The organism is Pseudomonas sp. JV414, from assembly GCF_032424305.1.
Classification (GTDB): domain Bacteria; phylum Pseudomonadota; class Gammaproteobacteria; order Pseudomonadales; family Pseudomonadaceae; genus Aquipseudomonas; species Aquipseudomonas lini.
In genome coordinates this window covers 202,299-226,024 of the sequence record NZ_VYKC01000007.1, presented here as the reverse complement: position 1 = coordinate 226,024, position 23,726 = coordinate 202,299, and the positions used below count along the sequence as shown (strand labels likewise).

Here is a 23,726-nt window from a genome sequence, read left to right as displayed (position 1 = left end):
AGGTCTGGTTATTTATACAGTGTTTTGTTTCGAGCTGACAATGCCCCCTCTTAGGTCGATTTGCTTGATTGAAGGAAATCCTTAGTGCGATGAGGAATGACAATGCAGCTGTTTTTTGTAGGGTTAATGATCAAATAGCCCTTGAAGCTGAATTTTGCGGCCCCATATACCGGGGCAGAAGCGCGAGTTGAGCTCGCGGACGATATTGGAAGGAGAAATCTATGGCTGACGAACAGACAGTGGATACGCAAAATCTAGACGCCAACCAGGGCCCCGAGGCTTCGGGTGAAGACCTGGCGGCTCGTGTACAAGTGCTCGAAGAGCAATTGGCTGGTGCGCAGGATCAGGCTTTGCGTGTAGCCGCCGATCTGCAGAACGTCCGCCGCCGTGCCGAGCAGGACGTTGAAAAGGCTCACAAATTCGCCCTGGAAAAGTTCGCTGGCGATCTGCTGCCGATCATCGACAGCCTGGAGCGCGGTCTGGAGCTATCCAGCCCTGACGACGAAAACATTCGTCCGATGCGCGAAGGGATCGAGCTGACCCTGAAAATGTTCCAGGACACCCTGAAGCGCTATCACCTGGAAGCGATCGATCCTGAAGGCGAACCCTTCAACGCCTCGCATCACCAGGCAATGGCCATGCAGGAAAGCGCCGACGTCGAGCCAAACAGCGTGCTCAAGGTGTTTCAGAAGGGCTACCAGCTTCACGGTCGCCTGCTGCGCCCGGCCATGGTCGTGGTCAGCAAGGCACCTGCACCGGTTTCGCCTTCGATTGACGAGCAGGCTTGAAATTAGCCGCAAGGCCCCCATTTAGAAGTCAAGCGTTTAAGTGCTACCGCAGTCAGCCACCACTACTGCGGCATCCAAATCCAAAGTTTCGGGAGAGTGAACATGGGCAAAATTATCGGTATCGACCTGGGGACTACCAACTCCTGCGTCTCCGTGCTGGAAAACGGCAAAGCCAAAGTTATTGAAAACGCTGAAGGCGCGCGTACCACGCCGTCGATCGTCGCTTATGCCAATGATGGCGAAATTCTGGTTGGCCAGTCGGCCAAGCGTCAGGCAGTGACCAATCCGCATAACACCCTGTACGCGGTGAAGCGTCTGATTGGTCGTCGTTTTGACGAAGAAGTCGTACAGAAAGACATCCAGATGGTCCCTTACAAGATCGTCAAGGCTGACAACAACGACGCCTGGGTTGAAGTGAACGGCCAGAAAATGGCGCCGCCACAAATTTCGGCTGAAATTCTGAAGAAAATGAAGAAGACCGCCGAAGACTACCTCGGCGAGCCAGTGACCGAAGCGGTGATCACCGTTCCGGCCTACTTCAACGACAGCCAGCGTCAAGCCACCAAAGACGCCGGCCGCATCGCGGGTCTGGACGTTAAACGTATCATCAACGAACCAACCGCAGCCGCACTGGCCTACGGTATGGACAAGGCGAAAGGCGATCACACCGTGATCGTTTACGACTTGGGCGGCGGTACTTTCGACGTTTCCGTGATCGAAATCGCTGAAGTCGATGGCGAGCACCAGTTCGAAGTGTTGGCCACCAACGGTGACACTTTCCTGGGCGGTGAAGACTTTGACATTCGTCTGATCGACTACCTCGTTGACGAGTTCAAGAAAGAAAGCGGCATGAACCTCAAGGGTGACCCGCTGGCCATGCAGCGCCTGAAAGAAGCCGCTGAGAAAGCCAAGATCGAACTGTCCTCGAGCCAGTCGACCGACGTGAACCTGCCGTACATCACTGCAGACGCTACCGGTCCTAAGCACTTGAACGTGAAAATCTCCCGCGCCAAGCTCGAAGCGCTGGTTGAAGACCTGGTTCAGCGCACCATCGAACCTTGCCGCATTGCGATGAAAGACGCCGGTATCGAAATTGGCGCGATCAACGACGTGATCCTGGTCGGTGGTCAGACCCGTATGCCACTGGTTCAGAAGCTGGTGACCGATTTCTTCGGTAAAGAAGCTCGTAAAGACGTCAACCCTGACGAAGCTGTTGCCATGGGTGCTGCTATCCAGGGCGCGGTATTGGCTGGTGACGTGAAAGACGTTCTGCTGCTCGACGTCAGCCCGCTGACCCTGGGTATCGAAACCATGGGCGGCGTAATGACCGCGCTGATCGAGAAAAACACCACGATTCCTACCAAGAAATCGCAAGTGTTCTCGACTGCCGACGACAACCAGGGCGCAGTGACCATTCACGTGCTGCAAGGTGAGCGTAAGCAAGCCGCACAGAACAAGTCCCTGGGCAAGTTCGACCTGGCCGAGATTCCACCAGCGCCACGTGGCGTGCCACAAATCGAAGTGACCTTCGACATCGACGCCAACGGCATCCTGCATGTCGGCGCGAAAGACAAGGCTACCGGCAAGACTCAGTCGATCGTGATCAAGGCCAACTCCGGTCTGTCCGAGGAAGAAATTCAGCAGATGGTTCGCGATGCTGAAGTGAATGCTGAAGAAGACCGCAAGTTCGAAGAGCTGGCCAGCGCCCGTAACCAAGGCGATGCCCTGGTTCACTCGACGCGCAAAATGGTCGCTGATGCTGGCGACAAAGTGAGCGCTGAAGAGAAGACTGCAATCGAAGCAGCTGTAGTTGCCCTGGAAACCGCCATCAAAGGCGATGACAAGGCCGCTATCGAAGCCAAGGTTGAAGAGCTGTCCAAGGTTTCCGCGCCAGTGGCTCAGAAAATGTACGCCGACCAGGCTCAGCCAGCTGAAGGCGCGGCGCCGAAAGACGAATCGGCTGAAAAGGCTGACGACGTTGTCGATGCCGAGTTCGAAGAAGTCAAAGACCACAAGTAAGTTGTTGGTCGCCCGGTTGACTGCCTTCAGGCGGTGACTGGTAGGATGTCGCCGCGCGGGAGCTTGCTCCCGCGTTGGCGTGTCTGGAGTAAGCGAATTTTTACAGCATGCGACAACGCTCGGATGTTGGCGGTATGACCGGAAATGCTCCTGCTTTTCGAGTCGAAAGTACCGCATCGAATCAAAGACCAGGATCGTTGAATTGACGTGAGTTGGGTCCGGGCCTGTATTGGGGCTCAACGAGTTTGGCGAGGCTCAGGAGAGGTTTGCCGAACGTCCTTAAGAGTGCAAAGACTTATGGCAAAGCGTGACTATTACGAAGTATTGGGTGTTGAGCGTGGTTCAAGCGAAGCGGACCTGAAAAAGGCCTACCGTCGCCTGGCGATGAAGCACCACCCGGACCGTAATCCCGATGACAAAGCGTCGGAAGATATGTTCAAGGAGGCCAACGAGGCCTACGAAGTGCTGTCCGATTCCAGCAAGCGCGCGGCCTATGACCAATACGGTCATGCCGGTGTCGACCCGAGCATGGGTGGCGGCGGTGCCGGGTTTGGCGGTCAGAACTTCTCCGACATCTTTGGCGATGTCTTCAGTGACTTCTTCGGTGGCGGTCGCGGCGGTGCTCGTGGCGGCGCTCAGCGCGGCAGCGACCTGCGTTACACCCTGGAGCTGAACCTGGAAGAAGCGGTGCGCGGCACGACCGTGAATATCCGCGTTCCGACACTGGTCAACTGCAAGCCGTGCGATGGCTCGGGTGCCAAGAAAGGCTCCTCGCCGATCACTTGCCCGACGTGCGGCGGTATCGGTCAGGTCCGCATGCAGCAGGGCTTCTTCTCGGTGCAGCAGACCTGCCCGCGCTGCCATGGCCAGGGCAAGATCATTTCCGATCCGTGCGATTCCTGCCACGGCGAAGGTCGCGTCGAAGAGTACAAGACCCTGTCGGTGAAAGTGCCGGCCGGTGTTGATACCGGTGACCGTATTCGTCTGTCTGGCGAAGGCGAGGCGGGTGCGCAGGGTGGTCCGACGGGCGACCTGTACGTGGTGATCAATGTGCGCGAGCACGCGATCTTCCAGCGTGACGGCAAGCACCTGTTCTGCGAAGTGCCAATCAGCTTCGTCGACGCAGCGCTGGGCGGCGAGCTTGAGATTCCGACCCTTGATGGTCGGGTCAAGCTGAAGATCCCTGAGGGGACTCAGACCGGTAAGCAGTTCCGTGTTCGCGGTAAAGGCGTCGCGCCGGTTCGTGGTGGCGGTGCTGGTGACCTGATGTGCCGTGTGGCAGTCGAAACCCCGGTCAACCTGGGCCGTCGTCAGCGCGAATTGCTGGAGGAGTTGCGCAGCTCCCTGGCGGGTGACAACAGTCATTCGCCGAAAACCACCGGTTGGTTCGAAGGCGTGAAGCGCTTCTTCGGCGATTTGTAAGGAGTCGGCATGCGACGTATAGCTGTGATGGGCGCTGCCGGGCGCATGGGCAAGATTCTGGTCGAGGCAGTGCAGCAACGCGCGCCGCTGACCGGCCTGACGGCAGCCATTGTGCGCCCTGGCAGCACGCTGATTGGCGTGGATGCCGGTGAGCTGGCATCGCTGGGGCGAATCGGTGTGCCGCTGTCCGGTAAGCTGGATGCGGTGGCTGATGAGTTCGATGTGTTGATCGACTTCACGCTCCCGGAAGTCATGCTGAAAAACCTGGCGTTCTGCCGTAAGGCGGGCAAGGCCATGGTGATCGGCACGACGGGGTTGGACGCCGCGCAGAAGCAGTTGCTGGTCGAGGCGAGCGAAGATATTGCGATTGTGTTCGCGGCCAATTTCAGTGTCGGGGTAAACCTGTCGCTGAAGCTGCTCGATATGGCAGCTCGTGTGCTGGGTGATGACGCGGATATCGAAATCATCGAAGCCCATCATCGGCACAAGATCGATGCGCCTTCAGGCACGGCTCTGCGCATGGGCGAAGTGATCGCCAATGCGCTGGATCGTGATCTGCAGAAGGTTGCGGTTTATGGCCGTGAAGGTCACACCGGAGTGCGCGAGCGTGAAACGATCGGCTTCGCGACTGTTCGCGGTGGGGATGTGGTCGGTGATCATACGGTGCTGTTCGCCTGTGAAGGCGAGCGACTGGAAATCACTCACAAGGCATCCAGTCGCATGACCTTCGCCAAGGGCGCGGTACGTGCAGCTTTGTGGCTGGACGGTCGTGAGCCAGGCCTTTACGACATGCAAGACGTGCTCGACCTGCGGTAAGATGTGCCCGAAATCGGGTTCAAACTCAGCGTTTGGACCCGGTTTTACTCCGCCAAGCGACGTCCTGTCGCATTCTCCGGCCTTTAGGGCTCATTGGCGGTAGACCAAAAATGCCTTTTTCTGTAAGCTACAGCTTTAGTGTGTCCACTAAAAGCGCGCAGAATAATTCGGTGAAGAAGCGGGGTGACGTGTCCATACGTCACTCCGCTTTTTTACAACCTGCGATCGCCCTTTCAGGCTTTATTTACGGGAGGTCTTCTTGACTAAGCCAGCCATACTCGCCCTTGCTGATGGCAGCATTTTTCGCGGCGAAGCCATTGGAGCCGACGGTCAAACCGTTGGTGAGGTGGTGTTCAACACCGCAATGACCGGCTATCAGGAAATCCTTACCGATCCTTCCTACGCCCAACAGATCGTTACCCTGACTTACCCGCACATCGGCAATACCGGCACCACGCCGGAAGACGCCGAGTCCGATCGCGTCTGGTCCGCTGGCCTGGTCATCCGTGACCTGCCACTGGTTGCGAGCAACTGGCGCAACACGATGTCACTGTCCGATTACTTGAAAGCCAACAATGTGGTGGCAATCGCCGGTATCGACACTCGCCGCCTGACACGCCTCCTGCGTGAGAAAGGCGCACAGAACGGCTGCATCATGGCCGGTGACAACATTTCCGAAGAAGCCGCCATCGCCGCCGCTCAGGGTTTCCCTGGCCTTAAAGGCATGGACCTGGCAAAAGTCGTCAGCACCAAAGAGAAGTACGAGTGGCGCTCGACTGTCTGGGATCTGAAAACCGACAGCCACGCGACTCTGGAAGCCTCCGAGCTGCCATACCACGTGGTGGCTTACGACTACGGCGTCAAGCTGAACATCCTGCGCATGCTGGTCGAGCGCGGTTGCCGCGTGACCGTGGTGCCTGCACAGACTCCGGCCGCCGAAGCTCTGGCACTGAAACCTGATGGCGTGTTCCTGTCCAATGGCCCGGGCGACCCTGAGCCATGCGACTACGCGATCCAGGCAATCAAGGACGTGCTGGAAACCGAGATTCCGGTGTTCGGCATCTGCCTTGGTCACCAATTGCTGGCCCTGGCCTCCGGTGCCAAGACCCTGAAAATGGGTCACGGCCACCACGGTGCCAACCACCCGGTCCAGGATCTGGACAGCGGTGTGGTGATGATCACCAGCCAGAACCACGGTTTTGCGGTAGACGAAGCGACCCTGCCAGGCAACGTTCGGGCGATCCACAAATCGCTGTTCGACGGCACCCTGCAAGGCATCGAGCGTACCGACAAGAGCGCCTTCAGCTTCCAGGGTCACCCTGAAGCCAGCCCTGGCCCGAACGACGTAGCGCCACTGTTTGATCGCTTCATCAACGAAATGGCCAAGCGACGCTAATCGCTCGCCCTGATGTAGCGAAGCCTGAGGGCGGTCCCGAAACCGGTGGCCCCCTCAAGGCTTCAGAGATTGAACAAGACGGCTTGCCGACTGACCTGCGGATTTGAGTGACAACCCATGCCAAAACGTACAGACATTAAAAGCATCCTGATTCTCGGCGCTGGCCCGATCGTGATCGGCCAGGCCTGCGAATTCGACTACTCCGGCGCCCAGGCCTGCAAAGCCCTGCGCGAGGAGGGTTACCGCGTCATCCTGGTGAACTCCAACCCGGCGACCATCATGACCGACCCGGACATGGCCGACGCCACGTACATCGAGCCGATCAAGTGGCAGACCGTTGCCAAGATCATCGAGAAAGAGCGTCCGGACGCGCTGCTGCCAACCATGGGTGGCCAGACCGCTCTGAACTGTGCACTGGACCTGGAGCGCGAAGGCGTTCTGGAGAAGTTCGGCGTAGAGATGATCGGCGCCAACGCGGACACCATCGACAAGGCCGAAGACCGTTCGCGCTTCGACAAGGCGATGAAATCCATCGGTCTGGACTGCCCGCGTTCGGGTATCGCCCACAGCATGGAAGAAGCCAACGCAGTTCTTGAACGCCTGGGCTTCCCGTGCATCATTCGTCCGTCCTTCACCATGGGTGGCACCGGTGGCGGTATCGCTTACAACCGTGAAGAGTTCGAAGAAATCTGCGCCCGCGGTCTGGACCTGTCGCCGACCAAAGAGCTGCTGATCGACGAATCGCTGATCGGCTGGAAAGAGTACGAGATGGAGGTTGTCCGCGATAAGAAGGACAACTGCATCATCGTCTGCTCGATCGAAAACTTTGACCCGATGGGCGTGCACACCGGTGACTCGATCACCGTTGCTCCGGCACAAACCCTGACGGACAAGGAATACCAGATCATGCGTAACGCCTCGTTGGCGGTACTGCGTGAGATCGGCGTGGAAACCGGCGGCTCCAACGTTCAGTTCGGTATCTGCCCGGACACCGGCCGCATGGTCGTGATCGAGATGAACCCGCGTGTATCCCGCTCTTCGGCACTGGCCTCGAAAGCCACTGGTTTCCCGATTGCGCGTATCGCTGCCAAACTGGCGATCGGCTACACCCTGGACGAGCTGCAGAACGAAATCACCGGTGGCGCTACTCCTGCATCCTTCGAGCCGTCCATCGACTACGTCGTGACCAAGCTGCCACGCTTCGCCTTCGAGAAATTCCCGAAAGCCGACGCGCGTCTGACCACGCAAATGAAGTCGGTCGGTGAAGTCATGGCCATCGGCCGGACCTTCCAGGAGTCCCTGCAGAAAGCCCTGCGCGGTCTGGAAGTGGGCGTTTGCGGCCTGGACGAGAAGCTCGATCTGAGCAACCCGGAAAGCATGAGCATCCTCAAGCGCGAACTGACCGTGCCGGGCGCCGAGCGTATCTGGTACGTCGCTGACGCGTTCCGCGCCGGGCTGTCGGTCGAAGATATTTTCGGCATGAACATGATCGACCCGTGGTTCCTGGTGCAGATCGAAGATCTGATCAAGGAAGAAGAGAAGGTCAAGACCCTGGGTCTGGCCAGCATCGACCACGACTTGATGTTCCGCCTCAAGCGCAAAGGCTTCTCCGACATGCGTCTGGCCAAGCTGCTGGGCGTGACCGAGAAGGCTCTGCGTCGCCACCGTCACAAGCTGGAAATCTTCCCGGTCTACAAGCGCGTTGACACCTGCGCGGCCGAGTTCGCCACCGACACCGCTTACCTCTACTCGACCTACGAGGAAGAATGTGAAGCCGCGCCGTCGGGCCGCGACAAGATCATGATCCTCGGCGGCGGTCCAAACCGTATCGGCCAGGGCATCGAGTTCGACTATTGCTGCGTACACGCGGCACTGGCCCTGCGCGAAGATGGTTACGAGACCATCATGGTCAACTGCAACCCGGAAACCGTTTCCACCGACTACGACACCTCTGATCGCCTGTACTTCGAACCAGTCACCCTGGAAGACGTACTGGAAATCGTCCGCGTCGAGAAGCCGAAAGGCGTGATCGTCCAGTACGGCGGCCAAACCCCGCTGAAACTGGCGCGTGCCCTGGAAGAAGCCGGCGTGCCAATCATCGGCACCAGCCCTGACGCCATCGACCGTGCCGAAGACCGTGAGCGCTTCCAGCAAATGGTTGAGCGTCTGAACCTGCGTCAGCCGCCAAACGCCACCGTGCGCAGCGAAGACGAAGCAATTCGTGCCGCGGCCAAGATCGGTTACCCGCTGGTGGTTCGTCCGTCCTACGTACTGGGCGGCCGCGCGATGGAAATCGTCTACGAAGAAGAAGAACTCAAGCGCTACCTGCGTGATGCGGTGAAAGTGTCCAACGACAGCCCGGTGCTGCTCGATCACTTCCTCAACTGCGCCATCGAAATGGATGTGGATGCAGTCTGCGACGGCACTGACGTGGTGATCGGCGCGATCATGCAGCACATCGAGCAGGCCGGCGTTCACTCCGGTGACTCCGCGTGCTCCCTGCCGCCGTACTCGCTGCCTGCTCACATCCAGGACGAGATGCGCGAACAGGTCAAGAAAATGGCCCTGGAACTGGGCGTTGTCGGCCTGATGAACGTTCAGTTGGCGCTGCAAGGCGAAGACATCTACGTCATCGAAGTCAACCCGCGCGCTTCCCGTACCGTTCCGTTCGTGTCCAAGTGCATCGGTGTTTCCCTGGCAATGATCGCGGCTCGCGTGATGGCCGGTAAAACCCTGAAGGAAATCGGCTTCACCAAAGAAATCATTCCGAACTTCTACAGCGTGAAAGAGGCGGTGTTCCCATTCGCCAAATTCCCTGGCGTGGACCCGATCCTGGGCCCAGAGATGAAGTCCACCGGTGAAGTGATGGGCGTGGGCGACACCTTCGGCGAAGCCTTTGCCAAAGCCCAGATGGGTGCCAGCGAAGTGCTGCCGACTGGCGGCACCGCGTTCATCAGCGTGCGTGACGATGACAAGCCACTGGTTGCAGGCGTGGCCCGTGATCTGATCAACTTGGGCTTCGAAGTGGTCGCCACTGCCGGTACTGCCAAGCTGATCGAAGCCGCAGGCCTGAAAGTGCGTCGTGTGAACAAGGTGACCGAGGGTCGTCCGCACGTGGTCGACATGATCAAGAATGACGAAGTCACCCTGATCATCAACACCACCGAAGGTCGCCAGTCGATCGCCGATTCCTACTCCATTCGTCGTAATGCCTTGCAGCACAAGATCTACTGCACCACTACCATTGCTGCTGGCGAAGCTATCTGCGAAGCGCTGAAGTTCGGTCCCGAGAAGACCGTGCGCCGCTTGCAGGATCTACACGCAGGATTGAAGGCATGATCAAATACCCAATGACCGTCCAGGGCGCGAAAGCCCTGGAAGAAGAACACGCTCATCTGACCAAGGTCGTCCGTCCGAAGCTCAGCCAGGACATCGGTACGGCTCGCGAGTTGGGTGACTTGAAGGAAAACGCCGAATACCACGCTGCTCGTGAGCAGCAGGGTATGGTCGAGGCGCGGATTCGTGACATCGAAGGCCGGATTCAGAATCAGGTCATCATCGATGTCACGACCATTCCTCATACCGGCAAAGTGATTTTCGGCACCACCGTTGAAATCGCCAACGTCGAGACTGATGAAAGCGTCACTTACCACATCGTGGGTGAGGATGAGGCTGACTTCAAACTCGGCAAGATTTCGGTGGGTTCGCCACTGGCCCGCGCCTTGATTGCCAAGGAAGAGGGTGACGTGGTCGCCGTGAAAACGCCCGGTGGCGTTATCGAGTATGAGATTGTCGAAGTTCGCCACATCTGAAAGAAGGCGCCCGCTACGTGCGGGCGCCATGCTTTGGCAGCTGACCCAAATGTTGTGGGTTGGCGGCTTGTGGCTGTTGCACATCGGTCTGCTGCCGGTGCTGGGTCGAATAGGCCTGGCACCGCTGCTGATCGACGAAATCGCAGGCATGCTGAGTACGCTGATGGTGGGATTTGCCACGGCGTGTGTGGGTTTTCAGGCTTTGGTGCTGGTTCAGGCCAAGGGCCTTGCCAGTCTATGGCGCGATATTCGTGGGCAACTGCTGATGATGGCGCTGTATGGGGGTGCGATGTATTTCGCGGTCCACGTCGGCTGGCCGCACGCGGCGCATTGGCAGCTTTTCAGCTATCTTGTTCTGGGATTTTCCGGGCTGGTGCTGGTGATGCAACCGGTGCCGGGATGGAGTGTGAGGGTGCGCGAAGCACACCCTTGACCCTTGTCATCACTTGAAGCGATGGACGTTCGACAGCTGCTTGTTGACGCTGAAGTTCTTGCGGTAAATCAGTGCCATCTTGCCGATGACCTGAACCAGATCGGCTTTGCCGGCCTTGCAGAGTTCTGCAATGGCTGCCAGGCGCGATTCGCGATCGAGGATGTTGAGCTTGATTTTGATCAGCTCGTGATCCGCCAAAGCGCGTTCAAGTTCGGCTAACACACCTTCAGTCAAACCGTTGTCAGCCACAATCAAAACTGGTTTCAGATGGTGGCCAATGGATTTGTACTGTTTCTTCTGCTCTTGAGTGAGCGGCATAATCTGACCCTTTAGTCTGGATTCTGTAAAATGGCGGCCATTTTACCCGAGGGTTCGTGGATCCGCCCAATTAATCACGACCCTTATCATCGAGGTGCCCAATGGCGCGTTCCAAGACAAGCCTTGGTTGGCTGAAAAGACATGTCAATGATCCATATGTGAAGCAGGCGCAGAAGGATGGTTACCGCTCGCGTGCGAGTTACAAGCTTCTGGAGGTCCAGGAGAAATACAAGCTGATCCGTCCGGGTATGAGCGTTGTCGACCTGGGTGCGGCGCCCGGCGGCTGGTCGCAGGTCACTAGTCGGCTGATCGGTGGTCAGGGGCGTCTGATCGCCTCGGATATCCTGGAAATGGACAGCATTCCGGACGTGACTTTCATCCAGGGTGACTTCACCCAGGACGAAGTGCTCGCTCAGATCCTTGAAGCCGTGGGTAATTCGCAGGTGGACCTTGTGATTTCCGATATGGCCCCCAATATGAGTGGTACGCCTGAGGTGGACATGCCAAAAGCCATGTTTCTATGTGAGCTGGCTCTTGATCTGGCGGCTCGGATACTCAAGCCGGGTGGTAATTTCGTGATCAAGGTGTTTCAGGGCGAAGGGTTTGATGCTTACGTGAAGGACGCTCGTCAGAAGTTCGACAAGGTCCAGATGATCAAGCCGGACTCTTCCCGTGGCAGTTCCCGCGAGCAATACATGCTGGCTTGGGGCTACCGCGGCCGTAGTGAGTAAATCGAGGTTTTTTTGCGGGTCGATAGGTTTTTCGTATTTCGTCCCGTGAGCATTAGCGAATATTGTGTAGAAAGTGTTTCACAAAGGGTTACAGACGGCGCCTGCCAGAGCCGTAGGTAATGTAGTAAGTTAGGCCGGTGAATATCATGCGAAGCACGCGCCATTAGCGGAGCTTGCTTCAGAGGGTAGTTAATTGAACGATATGGCAAAGAATCTGATCCTGTGGTTGATCATCGCGGCTGTCCTGGTGACGGTGATGAACAACTTCTCCAGCCCTAACGAGCCGCAGACCCTCAACTATTCCGACTTCATCCAGCAGGTCAAGGATGGCAAGGTCGAGCGCGTAGCGGTTGATGGCTACGTGATTACCGGCAAGCGCAACGATGGCGACAGCTTCAAGACCATTCGTCCGGCAATCCAGGACAATGGCCTGATCGGCGATCTCGTGGATAACCATGTGGTAGTTGAAGGCAAACAGCCTGAGCAGCAAAGCATCTGGACTCAACTCCTGGTCGCAAGCTTCCCGATCCTGGTGATCATCGCCGTCTTCATGTTCTTCATGCGGCAGATGCAGGGCGGTGCCGGTGGCAAGGGCGGGCCGATGAGCTTCGGCAAGAGCAAGGCGCGCCTGCTCTCCGAAGATCAGGTGAAAACCACTTTGGCTGACGTTGCCGGTTGCGACGAAGCCAAGGAAGAAGTTGGCGAGCTGGTCGAATTCCTGCGTGATCCGGGCAAGTTCCAGCGTCTGGGCGGTCGCATTCCTCGTGGCGTGCTGATGGTCGGTCCTCCTGGTACGGGTAAAACGTTGATCGCCAAGGCGATTGCCGGCGAAGCCAAAGTGCCGTTCTTCACCATTTCCGGTTCCGATTTCGTCGAAATGTTCGTCGGTGTCGGTGCCAGTCGTGTTCGTGACATGTTCGAGCAGGCGAAGAAGCACGCGCCATGCATCATCTTCATCGATGAAATCGACGCCGTCGGTCGCCACCGTGGTGCCGGCATGGGCGGCGGTCACGACGAGCGCGAACAGACACTCAACCAGTTGCTGGTGGAGATGGACGGCTTCGAAATGAATGACGGCATCATCGTCATTGCAGCAACCAACCGTCCCGACGTGCTGGACCCTGCATTGCTGCGTCCGGGCCGTTTCGACCGTCAGGTCGTGGTCGGTCTGCCGGATATCCGTGGTCGCGAGCAGATTCTCAAAGTCCACATGCGCAAAGTGCCAATGGGTGACGACGTCGCTCCGGCCGTGATCGCACGTGGTACTCCTGGTTTCTCCGGTGCCGACCTGGCCAACCTGGTGAACGAGGCGTCGTTGTTCGCAGCCCGTGCCGGCAAGCGCATCGTCGAGATGAAAGAGTTCGAACTGGCCAAAGACAAGATCATGATGGGTGCCGAGCGCAAATCCATGGTCATGTCCGAGAAAGAGAAGCAGAACACTGCTTATCACGAAGCTGGCCACGCTATCGTCGGTCGTGTCGTTCCTGAGCATGATCCGGTCTACAAAGTGTCGATCATCCCGCGCGGTCGCGCGCTCGGTGTGACCATGTTCCTGCCGGAAGAAGATCGCTACAGCCTGTCCAAGCGTGCGCTGATCAGTCAGATCTGCTCGCTGTACGGCGGTCGTATCGCTGAAGAAATGACCCTGGGTTTCGACGGTGTCACCACTGGTGCATCCAACGACATCATGCGTGCCAGCCAGATCGCACGGAATATGGTGACCAAGTGGGGCTTGTCGGAAAAGCTCGGTCCGTTGATGTACGCCGAAGAAGAGGGCGAAGTGTTCCTCGGTCGTGGCGGCGGTGGTCAACATGCCAGCTTCTCCGGCGAGACAGCCAAACTGATCGATTCCGAAGTGCGCAGCATCATTGATCAGTGCTACGGCACGGCCAAGCAGATCCTCACGGATAACCGCGACAAGCTCGACGCCATGGCAGATGCCTTGATGAAGTACGAGACGATTGATGCTGATCAGATCGATGACATCATGGCGGGTCGTGCGCCTCGCGAGCCTCGCGACTGGTCTGGCGGCAGCGATACTTCCGGTACGCCTCCGGCGGTGCAGGATGGGCGTCCGGAAACGCCAATCGGTGGCCCGGCTGCTGATGTATAAGGTTTGAAATGACTTCTGTTCGGTCTTCGACCCGGTTGCCTTGCGGCAACCGGGTTCTTGATTTGGCCCAGACGCATGTCATGGGCATTCTCAATGTCACTCCCGACTCCTTTTCCGATGGCGGCCAATACAGTCAGCTGGATGCAGCCCTGCGTCACGCCGAGGCGATGGTGGCGGCTGGCGCGACGCTGATCGACGTTGGTGGCGAATCGACCCGGCCCGGTGCCGGGGCGGTTTCACCGCTTGAAGAGCTCGAGCGTGTAGCGCCTATCGTTGAGCGCATCAGTCGTGAACTCGATGTGATCATCTCGGTCGATACCTCCACACCGGCGGTCATGCGTGAAACCGCAAGGCTGGGGGCGGGTTTGATCAATGATGTGCGTTCGTTACGCCGGGACGGAGCTCTGGATGCGGCTGCAGCCACCGGTTTGCCGGTGTGTCTGATGCATATGCTCGGTGAGCCGGGCGACATGCAGGACAATCCGCAGTACCAGGATGTGACGAAAGAGGTTGGCGAGTTTCTCGCCGAGCGGATGCTCCAGTGTGCGTCGGTAGGCATTCCCGCCGAGCGGATCATCCTCGATCCGGGCTTCGGCTTCGCGAAAACCTTGCAGCACAACTTGAGCTTGTTTAAGCATATGGAGGCCTTGCATGCCTTGGGGCGGCCCCTGTTGGTCGGGGTTTCGCGAAAGAGCATGATCGGGCATGCCTTGAATCGGCCGGTGGGAGAGCGCCTGCATGGCGGTTTAGCGCTCGCGGCACTGGCTTCAATCAAGGGGGCGCGTATATTGCGCGTCCATGATGTGGCTGAAACGGTCGACGTAGTGCGAATGATTGCCGCAGTAGAATCAGCCGAATAAGAATGATGGAGTACTTATGAGCAAAAAATACTTTGGCACCGACGGCATTCGTGGTCGGGTCGGTGAATACCCGATTACTCCTGATTTCATGCTCAAGCTTGGCTGGGCGGCAGGCATGGCATTTCGCAGCATGGGTGCCTGCAAGGTGCTCGTGGGCAAGGACACCCGGATCTCCGGTTACATGTTCGAATCGGCGCTTGAGGCCGGGCTGACCTCGGCAGGTGCTGATGTGATGCTCCTGGGGCCGATGCCGACGCCGGCCATCGCCTATCTGACACGTACCTTTCATGCCGAAGCCGGCATCGTGATCAGCGCTTCGCACAACCCTCATGACGACAACGGCATCAAGTTTTTCTCCGGGAAGGGCACCAAGCTTCCGGATGAAGTCGAATTGATGATTGAAGAGTTGCTCGACACCCCGATGACCGTGGTTGAGTCGAGCAAGATCGGCAAAGTATCGCGAATCAACGATGCCTCGGGCCGTTATATCGAATTCTGCAAGAGCAGCGTTCCGACCGGCACCAGTTTCGCAGGGCTGAAGATCGTGATCGACTGTGCCCATGGTGCGACCTATAAAGTGGCGCCTAGTGTGTTCCGTGAGCTGGGGGCCGATGTCGTTGTGCTTTCTGCTCATCCTAATGGCCTGAACATCAATGAGAATTGCGGTTCGACCCATATGGAGCCATTGCAAGCTGCCGTATTGGCCGAGCACGCCGATTTGGGTATTGCCTTTGACGGTGATGGTGACCGGGTCCAGATGGTTGATCACACTGGCACTGTCGTCGACGGCGATGAGTTGTTGTTTATCATTGCTCGCGATCTGCAAGAGCGTGGCAAGTTGCAGGGCGGTGTGGTCGGTACGCTGATGAGTAACCTGGGGCTGGAATTGGCCCTGGCGGATCTGGCAATTCCTTTTGTGCGCGCCAACGTTGGCGACCGTTACGTGATCTCCGAGTTACTGGAGCGCGATTGGCAGGTGGGTGGGGAGAATTCGGGGCACATTGTCTGCTTCAGTCACACCACCACTGGTGATGCGATCATTGCTGCGCTGCAGGTGTTGATGGCGCTGAAGAGACGCACAGAAGGCCTGGCTCAATCCCGTCAGGCGCTGCGCAAGTGTCCTCAGGTGCTGATCAATGTCCGGTTTGGTGGTGGTGCGAGTCCGCTCGAGCATCCGAAAGTCAAGGAAGCGAGTGACCGTGTTACCCAGGCGATGGCCGGTCGTGGGCGCGTGCTGTTGCGCAAGTCCGGGACAGAGCCGCTGGTGCGGGTCATGGTCGAAGGCGAGGACGAAATGCAGGTTCGCGGTTACGCCGAAGAGCTGGCAAAACTGGTAACTGAAGTTTCTGCCTGATTTCGGCTTGCCAGCCATGATTGTGTTGGGTAACATCTGCGCCCACTTTGACCGACGAGGTACAGCATGCGTCGCCCTATGGTAGCTGGTAACTGGAAGATGCACGGTACCCGCGCCAGCGTCGCTGAGCTGATCAATGGCCTTAGTCATCTGGCCTTGCCAAGCGGTGTTGATGTCGCGGTATTCCCGCCTTGCTTGCATATCAATCAAGTGATTGATGGCTTGAAAGGCAAGTCGATTTCGGTCGGCGCGCAGAATTCTGCAGTGGAATCCATGCAAGGTGCATTGACCGGTGAAATTGCGCCGAGTCAGTTGGTGGATGCAGGTTGTTCCCTGGTGCTTGTCGGGCACTCTGAACGCCGTCAGATAATGGGCGAGCGGGATGGAATGCTGATTCGCAAGTTCGCAGCGGCGCAGGCATGTGGCTTGATTCCGGTGTTGTGCGTAGGGGAGACCCTCGAAGAGCGCGAAGCTGGAAAAACTCTTGAGGTTGTCGGGCGTCAGCTTGGCAGTATCATTGAGGAGCTGGGTGTGGGTGTCTTTGCAAAGGCAGTAATCGCTTACGAGCCGGTCTGGGCCATAGGCACCGGGCTGACTGCTTCGCCGCAGCAGGCGCAGGATGTGCATGCAGCCATTCGCGCTCAGTTGGCGGCAGAGAATTCTGAAGTCGCGCAAGGTGTGCGGCTTCTATACGGCGGCAGCGTGAAGGCGGCCAATGCGGTCGAACTGTTCGGCATGCCGGATATCGATGGGGGGCTCATTGGTGGAGCTTCCCTGAATGCAGATGAGTTCGGTGCGATTTGTCGCGCCGCGGGAAACTGAAAAAATGCTGGAAACAGTCGTAGTCGTTTTTCATCTGCTGGGTGCATTGGGCGTAGTTGCTCTGGTTTTGCTGCAGCAGGGTAAAGGTGCGGATGCTGGCGCGTCTTTCGGAGCAGGTGCTTCAAATACTGTGTTCGGAAGCCAAGGTTCCTCTACCTTTCTTAGTAAGTTTACTGCTATACTTGCCGCCGGTTTCTTCATAACCAGCTTGGGGTTAGGTTACTTTGCTAAAGAGAAGGCTCATGAGCTGACTCAAGTAGGTTTGCCAAATCCAGCAGTGTTGGAAGTTCCAAAGCAACAACCGGCTTCTGATGATGTCCCGGTGCTTCAAGAGCAAAAGTCGGCTACTCCAGCGACTGACGTGCCTCCAGCTCAAGAGCAAAAGTAAGAAGGGTTTCAAACGTAGTATTGCCGAGGTGGTGGAATTGGTAGACACGCAACCTTGAGGTGGTTGTGCCCATAGGGTGTAGGGGTTCGAGTCCCCTTCTCGGTACCAATTATCAGGAGAGCCCGCTGTTGCGGGCTTTCTTGTAGGTGGAAGGTTACATTGACCCTGTCAGGGATCGGTCGTATACTTCCGCCCCAGCTTTGTCGCGGGGTGGAGCAGTCTGGTAGCTCGTCGGGCTCATAACCCGAAGGTCGTCGGTTCAAATCCGGCCCCCGCAACCAGTTTAAGGAGCCCCTTTTCAGGGGCTTTTTGTTAGCTGGACACTTTCAACGCCGCTGTTCAACGGCGTTTCAAGGATGGGCGTTTCGCCCATTTTTTTATTTTGCACAGCATGCACATACATGCACGAGGGGGTTCAGGTGTCGAGCAAGCTAGAAGAGTTGCAGGCCTTGCTGGCCCCGGTGGTCGTGGCCCTAGGCTATGAATGCTGGGGTATTGAGTTTTCGGCTCAAGGTCGCCACTCAATGTTGCGCGTTTATATTGATAAAGAGGGCGGCGTGCTGGTGGACGATTGTGCCATCGTCAGCCGTCAGATCAGCGGTGTACTGGATGTTGAAGATCCGATCGCCGTTGAATACACCCTTGAAGTTTCCTCGCCTGGCATGGAACGCCCACTGTTCACTATTGAGCAGTTTGCAAAATTTGCCGGTGAACAAGTGAAGATCAAGCTGCGCTCGCCTTTTGAAGGTCGGCGCAACTTTCAGGGCCTTCTGCGCGGTGTAGAAGAGCAGGACGTCGTGGTGCAGGTTGAAGACCATGAGTTCCTGTTGCCGATCGATATGATCGACAAGGCCAACATTATTCCCAGTTTTGACTGAGACGCGGATCCCGCGGATCCAATGGCTTGCGAAAGGCGAGGCGTACGATGAGCAAAGAAGTACTGCTGGTTGTTGAGTCGGTATCCAATGAAAAGGGCGTACCGGCAAACGTAATTTTTGAAGCGCTGGAGCTGGCCCTGGCCACTGCTACCAAAAAGCGTTTTGAGGACGAAGTCGATCTGCGTGTGGAAATCAATCGCCACACCGGTGCTTACGAGACATTCCGTCGCTGGACGGTCGTCGAAGAAGCAGACCTGGACGATCCGGCCATCGAAACCTGGCCGAGCAAGGTTGCAGAAACGCATCCTGGTGCCAAGGTCGGCGATGTTGTCGAAGAAAAGATCGAATCCATCGAGTTCGGCCGCATTGCTGCACAGACCGCCAAGCAGGTCATCGTGCAGAAAGTTCGCGAAGCCGAGCGTGCTCAAGTCGTTGACGCCTATCGCGAGCGCCTGGGAGAAATCATCTCCGGCACCGTGAAGAAAGTCACCCGCGACAACGTGATCGTCGATCTGGGCAATAACGCTGAAGCGTTGCTGGCCCGTGAAGACATCATTTCTCGCGAAACCTTCCGGGTTGGCGTGCGTCTGCGTGCGCTGCTCAAGGAAATCCGCACCGAGAACCGCGGCCCTCAGTTGATCCTGTCGCGTACCGCGCCGGAAATGCTGATCGAGTTGTTCCGCATCGAAGTGCCGGAAATCGCTGAAGGCCTGATCGAAGTAATGGCTGCGTCCCGCGACCCGGGTTCGCGCGCCAAGATCGCGGTCCGCTCCAAGGACAAACGCATTGATCCGCAAGGCGCTTGCATCGGTATGCGCGGTTCGCGCGTCCAGGCAGTGTCGGGCGAATTGGGCGGTGAGCGTGTGGATATCGTTCTGTGGGACGATAACCCGGCTCAGTTCGTGATCAATGCAATGTCGCCGGCTGAAGTGGCGGCAATTATCGTCGACGAAGATGCCCATGCAATGGACATCGCCGTTGGCGCAGACAATCTTGCTCAGGCCATCGGTCGCGGTGGTCAGAACGTGCGTCTGGCTAGCCAGTTGACTGGCTGGACCCTGAACGTGATGACCGAATCGGACATCCAGGCTAAGCAGCAAGCAGAAACCGGCGACATCCTGCGCAACTTCATCGACGAGCTGGAAGTCGACGAAGACCTGGCACAGGTGCTGGTAGATGAAGGCTTTACCAGCCTGGAAGAGATTGCCTACGTACCGTTGGAAGAAATGCTCAACATCGACGGCTTTGACGAAGAAACCGTCAACGAGCTTCGCGCTCGCGCCAAGGATCGTTTGTTGACTAAAGCCATCGCTACTGAGGAAAAGCTGGCAGACGCCCATCCGGCCGAAGACCTGCTCTCGCTTGAGGGTATGGACAAGGATTTGGCGATGGAACTGGCGGTGCGCGGCGTAATTACCCGCGAAGACCTGGCCGAGCAGTCTATTGACGACCTGCTCGACATCGACGGCATTGACGATGATCGTGCCGGCAAGTTGATCATGGCCGCCCGAGCCCATTGGTTCGAGTAATTAGGCGCGGCCTGAGGAGAGAAGTGCATGACGCAAGTCACGGTGAAACAACTGGCCGATGAGGTCAAAACACCGGTAGAGCGCCTGTTGCAGCAGATGCGTGAGGCAGGTCTGCCGCACACCGCCGCCGATGAAGGTGTGAGCGATAGTGAGAAGCAGTCTTTGCTGACTCACTTGAAGAGCAGCCACAAGGCGAAAGTGGAAGAACCGCGCAAGATTACATTGCAGCGCAAAACCACCAGCACCCTGCGTGTTGCTGGTAGCAAGAGCATCAGCGTTGAAGTACGGAAGAAGAAAGTCTTCGTACAACGCAGCCCGGAAGAAATCGAAGCCGAGCGCAAACGCGAACTGGAAGAACGCCGCGCAGTAGAAAATGCTGCACGTCAGAAGGCTGAAGAAGAAGCCAAGCGTCGCGCCGAAGAAGAAGCGCGTCGCCAGCCTGCTGCTGCGCAAAACGGTACTACCGACGCTGTTGCAGCGCCTGCTGCCGTTGCCGAGCCAGTGCGTGAAAGCGCGCCGGTTGTGGCTGCTGCACCAGCACCGTCTGCTGATGTTCGCAACAAGCAGAACGAACAACGCCGTCCGGACAAACCACGTGCCGACGATAACAATCGTCGCAGCGGCGGTGGCGATGGCGAGCGCAAAAACGCTCCGCATCGTGCTTCGGTCAAAGAGAAAGCGCCTGCGCCACGTGTTGCGCCACGTACTACCGACGAAGAAAGCGATGGCTTCCGTCGTGGTGGTCGCGGCAAGGCCAAGCTGAAGAAACGCAACGCCCACGGTTTCCAGAGCCCAACCGGCCCTGTCGTGCGTGATGTGCAGATTGGCGAGACCATCACCGTTGGCGATCTCGCCAATCAGATGTCGGTCAAGGCTGCTGAAATCATCAAGTTCATGTTCAAACTGGGTACTCCAGCGACCATCAACCAGGTGCTTGATCAGGAAACTGCTCAGCTGGTAGCCGAAGAACTGGGCCACAAAGTGACCCTGGTCAGCGACACCGCCCTGGAAGATTCCCTGGCTGAGTCCCTGAAGTTTGAAGGTGAGACGTTCTCCCGTGCACCGGTTGTGACCGTAATGGGCCACGTTGACCACGGTAAAACCTCGCTGCTCGACTACATCCGTCGTGCCAAGGTAGCTGCTGGCGAAGCCGGCGGTATCACCCAGCACATCGGTGCGTACCACGTTGAAACTGATCGCGGCATGGTCACTTTCCTCGACACCCCGGGTCACGCCGCGTTTACCGCCATGCGTGCTCGTGGTGCCAAGGCAACTGACATCGTGATCCTGGTAGTTGCAGCGGACGACGGCGTAATGCCGCAGACCATTGAAGCTGTCCAGCACGCCAAGGCTGCCGGTGTTCCACTGGTCGTTGCTGTGAACAAAATCGACAAGCCGGGCGCCGATCTCGATCGCATCCGTAGCGAACTGTCGGTTCACGGCGTGACTTCGGAAGAGTGGGGCGGCGACACCCCGTTCGTATCGGTTTCGGCGAAAGTCGGTACTGGCGTGGACGAGTTGCTCGAAGCTGTTCTGCTGCAAGCTGAAGTTCTCGAACTGAAAGCGACCCCTTCGGCTCCTGGCCGTGGCGTCGTGGTTGAATCGCGTCTCGACAAAGGTCGTGGCCCGGTTGCAACCGTTCTGGTTCAAGACGGTACCCTGCGCCAAGGCGACATGGTGCTGGTCGGTTCGAACTATGGCCGCGTTCGCGCCATGCTCGACGAGAACGGCAAGCCGATCAAAGAAGCCGGTCCTTCCATCCCTGTCGAGATCCTCGGCCTGGACGGTACCCCGGACGCTGGCGATGAGATGAGCGTGCTGTCCGACGAGAAGAAAGCCCGTGAAGTGGCTCTGTTCCGTCAAGGCAAGTTCCGCGAAGTCAAGCTGGCCCGTGCTCACGCCGGCAAGCTGGAAAACATCTTCGAAAACATGGGCCAGGCAGAGAAGAAGACGCTCAACATCGTCCTCAAATCCGACGTCCGTGGTTCGCTGGAAGCGTTGAACGGTGCCTTGAACGGCCTGGGTAACGACGAAGTGCAAGTGCGTGTAGTGGGTGGCGGTGTCGGTGGTATCACCGAATCCGACGCCAACCTGGCATTGGCCTCCAACGCTGTACTGTTCGGCTTCAACGTGCGTGCCGATGCTGGCGCTCGCAAGATCGTCGAGCAGGAAGGTCTGGATATGCGTTACTACAACGTGATCTACGACATCATCGAAGACGTCAAGAAAGCCCTCACCGGTATGCTGGGCAGCGATGTTCGCGAGAACATCCTGGGTACCGCTGAAGTGCGTGACGTGTTCCGTTCGCCGAAGTTTGGCGCGATCGCCGGTTGCATGGTTATCGAAGGTGTTGTTCACCGTAACCGTCCAATCCGTGTACTGCGTGAAGACATCGTTATCTTCGAAGGCGAGCTGGAATCCCTGCGCCGCTTCAAGGATGACGCTTCCGAAGTACGTGCCGGCATGGAGTGCGGTATCGGCGTGAAGAGCTACAACGACGTCAAAGTCGGCGACAAGATCGAAGTCTTCGAGAAGGTTCAGGTTGCTCGCAGCCTCTAACTCGCGCACTTCAAGGGCCACGATGAGCCGCCGCATGCAGATGCGCGGCGCAACGTCCGGACTCTAAACGCAACGCCCGGTCTGGCTTTTGTCAGGCCGGGCGTTTGCCGCTTTCAGACCCCTCGGGTTTCACCGTGGGGCAGTAACAGGTAACAAGACATGGCAAAAGAATACAGCCGTACCCAACGTATCGGCGATCAGATGCAGCGTGAGCTGGCACAGCTGATCCGTCGTGAAGTCAAAGACCCGCGCGTCGGCCTGGTCACCATTACCGCTGTTGAAGTCAGCCGTGACGTCGGTCACGCCAAGATCTTCATCACCGTGATGGGCCAGGACAGCGCTGAAGACATCGCGCAAAGCATCAAGGTGCTCAACTCCGCCGCCGGTTTCCTGCGCATGCAGTTGGCTCGCGAAATGAAGTTGCGCAGCGTTCCGCAGTTGCACTTCCATTACGACGAAAGCGTCGTGCGTGGCGCGCATCTGTCGGCCCTGATCGAGCGTGCGGTGGCTGAAGACAATCAGCACCCGGTTGCGGCTGAACCCGAAGACGCCAAGGAGTAATCGGTGGCTCAGGTCAAACGTATCCGTCGTAACGTCAGCGGCATCATCCTGCTCGACAAGCCGCTGGGGTTCACCTCCAACGCGGCATTGCAGAAGGTCCGCTGGTTGCTCAACGCCGAGAAGGCCGGGCACACCGGCAGTCTTGACCCGCTGGCCACCGGCGTGCTGCCGTTGTGCTTCGGCGAGGCCACCAAGTTCTCGCAATACCTGCTCGATTCCGACAAGGCTTATGAAACCCTGGCGCAACTGGGCAAGACCACCACCACGGCCGATGCCGAAGGTGAAGTTTTGCTGGAACGCCCGGTGACCGTTGGTCGCGCCGATATCGAAGCTGTGCTGCCGAAATTTCGTGGGCAAATCAGTCAGATACCGCCGATGTACTCGGCGCTCAAGCGTGATGGCCAGCCGCTGTACAAGCTGGCCCGTGCGGGCGAAGTAGTGGAGCGCGAACCGCGTTCTGTTACTATTGCGCGCTTGGAATTGCTGGCCTTTGAGGGTGATACTGCGCGGCTTGCGGTGGATTGCAGCAAAGGCACCTATATCCGCACCCTGGTGGAGGATATCGGTGAGCAACTCGGTTGTGGCGCTTACGTTGCAGAATTGCGACGTACCCAGGCCGGGCCTTTCACGCTGGCGCAGACTGTCACGCTTGAAGAGTTGGAAGCGGTACATGCCGAAGGCGGCAACGAGGCGGTCGACCGCTTCCTGATGCCATCGGACAGCGGCCTGCTGGACTGGCCACTGTTGCATTTTTCGGAGCACAGCGCGTTCTACTGGCTTAACGGCCAACCGGTACGCGCCCCGGATGCACCGAAGTTCGGCATGGTACGGGTACAGGATCACAACGGTCGCTTCATCGGTATCGGTGAAGTGAGCGAAGACGGGCGCATCGCGCCGCGTCGACTGATTCGGTCAGAATGACCGAAA

At 57.8% G+C, this 23,726-nt stretch carries 20 protein-coding genes and 2 tRNA genes; 21 read left to right on the top strand and 1 reads right to left on the bottom strand.

Annotation, left to right across the window (positions count from 1 at the left end; translation table 11 throughout):
- The first annotated feature begins 221 nt into the window (after positions 1 to 221).
- The 8 genes from grpE to F6R97_RS10675 all read left to right on the top strand — a co-directional run bounded on the left by grpE (position 222) and on the right by F6R97_RS10675 (position 10,686).
- Positions 222 to 788 (top strand): nucleotide exchange factor GrpE, encoded by a 567-nt coding sequence (gene grpE / locus F6R97_RS10710; RefSeq protein ID WP_038978898.1) that lies wholly within the window; start codon positions 222 to 224, stop codon positions 786 to 788.
- 102 nt (positions 789 to 890) lie between these two features.
- Complete coding sequence (gene dnaK / locus F6R97_RS10705; protein WP_038978899.1) at positions 891 to 2,807, top strand: molecular chaperone DnaK; 1,917 nt, start codon at positions 891 to 893, stop codon at positions 2,805 to 2,807.
- 297 nt (positions 2,808 to 3,104) lie between these two features.
- Positions 3,105 to 4,229 carry a molecular chaperone DnaJ gene (gene dnaJ / locus F6R97_RS10700; protein WP_007900528.1) on the top strand — a complete coding sequence of 375 codons (1,125 nt, stop codon included), beginning with the start codon at positions 3,105 to 3,107 and terminating at the stop codon, positions 4,227 to 4,229.
- A 9-nt stretch (positions 4,230 to 4,238) separates the two neighbouring features.
- Positions 4,239 to 5,045, top strand: a complete 807-nt coding sequence (gene dapB, locus F6R97_RS10695) for a 4-hydroxy-tetrahydrodipicolinate reductase (RefSeq protein WP_048396633.1) — start codon at positions 4,239 to 4,241, stop codon at positions 5,043 to 5,045.
- Positions 5,046 to 5,304: 259 nt separating this feature from the next.
- Positions 5,305 to 6,441: a glutamine-hydrolyzing carbamoyl-phosphate synthase small subunit gene (gene carA, locus F6R97_RS10690; protein WP_038978901.1), complete on the top strand. Its 1,137-nt coding sequence runs from the start codon at positions 5,305 to 5,307 to the stop codon at positions 6,439 to 6,441.
- 117 nt (positions 6,442 to 6,558) lie between these two features.
- A complete protein-coding gene (carB, locus tag F6R97_RS10685) occupies positions 6,559 to 9,780 on the top strand; it encodes a carbamoyl-phosphate synthase large subunit (protein ID WP_038978902.1) in 3,222 nt (1,073 codons plus the stop codon).
- Positions 9,777 to 10,253, top strand: coding sequence for a transcription elongation factor GreA (gene greA / locus F6R97_RS10680; protein WP_010463507.1), 477 nt, complete (start codon positions 9,777 to 9,779; stop codon positions 10,251 to 10,253). The genes carB and greA overlap by 4 nt, the downstream gene beginning before the upstream one ends.
- A 28-nt stretch (positions 10,254 to 10,281) precedes the next feature.
- Positions 10,282 to 10,686, top strand: coding sequence for an MFS transporter (locus F6R97_RS10675; RefSeq protein ID WP_315866502.1), 405 nt, complete (start codon positions 10,282 to 10,284; stop codon positions 10,684 to 10,686).
- A 9-nt stretch (positions 10,687 to 10,695) separates the two neighbouring features.
- Here F6R97_RS10675 and F6R97_RS10670 read toward each other — a convergent pair whose 3' ends face one another.
- A complete protein-coding gene (locus tag F6R97_RS10670; RefSeq protein ID WP_007900503.1) occupies positions 10,696 to 11,004 on the bottom strand; it encodes a YhbY family RNA-binding protein in 309 nt (102 codons plus the stop codon).
- Positions 11,005 to 11,105: 101 nt separating this feature from the next.
- Here F6R97_RS10670 and rlmE point away from each other — a divergent pair, with 101 nt between their 5' ends.
- From rlmE to truB, 13 genes are all read left to right on the top strand, one after another.
- Positions 11,106 to 11,735, top strand: a complete 630-nt coding sequence (rlmE, locus tag F6R97_RS10665) for a 23S rRNA (uridine(2552)-2'-O)-methyltransferase RlmE (protein WP_007900501.1) — start codon at positions 11,106 to 11,108, stop codon at positions 11,733 to 11,735.
- Positions 11,736 to 11,937: 202 nt separating this feature from the next.
- The gene (gene ftsH, locus F6R97_RS10660) at positions 11,938 to 13,848 is read left to right on the top strand and encodes an ATP-dependent zinc metalloprotease FtsH (RefSeq protein ID WP_030128083.1); all 1,911 of its coding nucleotides are present in this window, start codon (positions 11,938 to 11,940) and stop codon (positions 13,846 to 13,848) included.
- 8 nt (positions 13,849 to 13,856) lie between these two features.
- Positions 13,857 to 14,708 (top strand): dihydropteroate synthase, encoded by an 852-nt coding sequence (gene folP, locus F6R97_RS10655; protein WP_048396626.1) that lies wholly within the window; start codon positions 13,857 to 13,859, stop codon positions 14,706 to 14,708.
- Between the two features lie 16 nt (positions 14,709 to 14,724).
- On the top strand, positions 14,725 to 16,062 hold the full coding sequence (glmM, locus tag F6R97_RS10650) for a phosphoglucosamine mutase (RefSeq protein ID WP_038978905.1): 1,338 nt from the start codon (positions 14,725 to 14,727) through the stop codon (positions 16,060 to 16,062).
- A gap of 66 nt (positions 16,063 to 16,128) precedes the next feature.
- A complete protein-coding gene (gene tpiA / locus F6R97_RS10645) occupies positions 16,129 to 16,884 on the top strand; it encodes a triose-phosphate isomerase (protein ID WP_315866501.1) in 756 nt (251 codons plus the stop codon).
- 4 nt (positions 16,885 to 16,888) lie between these two features.
- Entirely contained in the window at positions 16,889 to 17,272 is a 384-nt protein-coding gene (gene secG, locus F6R97_RS10640) for a preprotein translocase subunit SecG (RefSeq protein ID WP_030128079.1), read from the top strand.
- 22 nt (positions 17,273 to 17,294) lie between these two features.
- Positions 17,295 to 17,380: transfer RNA gene (locus tag F6R97_RS10635), tRNA-Leu, on the top strand.
- 96 nt (positions 17,381 to 17,476) lie between these two features.
- Positions 17,477 to 17,553: transfer RNA gene (locus F6R97_RS10630), tRNA-Met, on the top strand.
- A gap of 138 nt (positions 17,554 to 17,691) precedes the next feature.
- A complete protein-coding gene (rimP, locus tag F6R97_RS10625) occupies positions 17,692 to 18,150 on the top strand; it encodes a ribosome maturation factor RimP (protein WP_010463487.1) in 459 nt (152 codons plus the stop codon).
- 47 nt (positions 18,151 to 18,197) lie between these two features.
- Positions 18,198 to 19,679, top strand: coding sequence for a transcription termination factor NusA (gene nusA / locus F6R97_RS10620; RefSeq protein ID WP_007900474.1), 1,482 nt, complete (start codon positions 18,198 to 18,200; stop codon positions 19,677 to 19,679).
- Between the two features lie 27 nt (positions 19,680 to 19,706).
- Positions 19,707 to 22,238, top strand: a complete 2,532-nt coding sequence (gene infB, locus F6R97_RS10615; RefSeq protein ID WP_038978907.1) for a translation initiation factor IF-2 — start codon at positions 19,707 to 19,709, stop codon at positions 22,236 to 22,238.
- 159 nt (positions 22,239 to 22,397) lie between these two features.
- Positions 22,398 to 22,799, top strand: coding sequence for a 30S ribosome-binding factor RbfA (rbfA, locus tag F6R97_RS10610; RefSeq protein WP_030128077.1), 402 nt, complete (start codon positions 22,398 to 22,400; stop codon positions 22,797 to 22,799).
- Positions 22,800 to 22,802: 3 nt separating this feature from the next.
- The gene (truB, locus tag F6R97_RS10605; RefSeq protein WP_008067213.1) at positions 22,803 to 23,720 is read left to right on the top strand and encodes a tRNA pseudouridine(55) synthase TruB; all 918 of its coding nucleotides are present in this window, start codon (positions 22,803 to 22,805) and stop codon (positions 23,718 to 23,720) included.
- Positions 23,721 to 23,726: the final 6 nt, after the last annotated feature.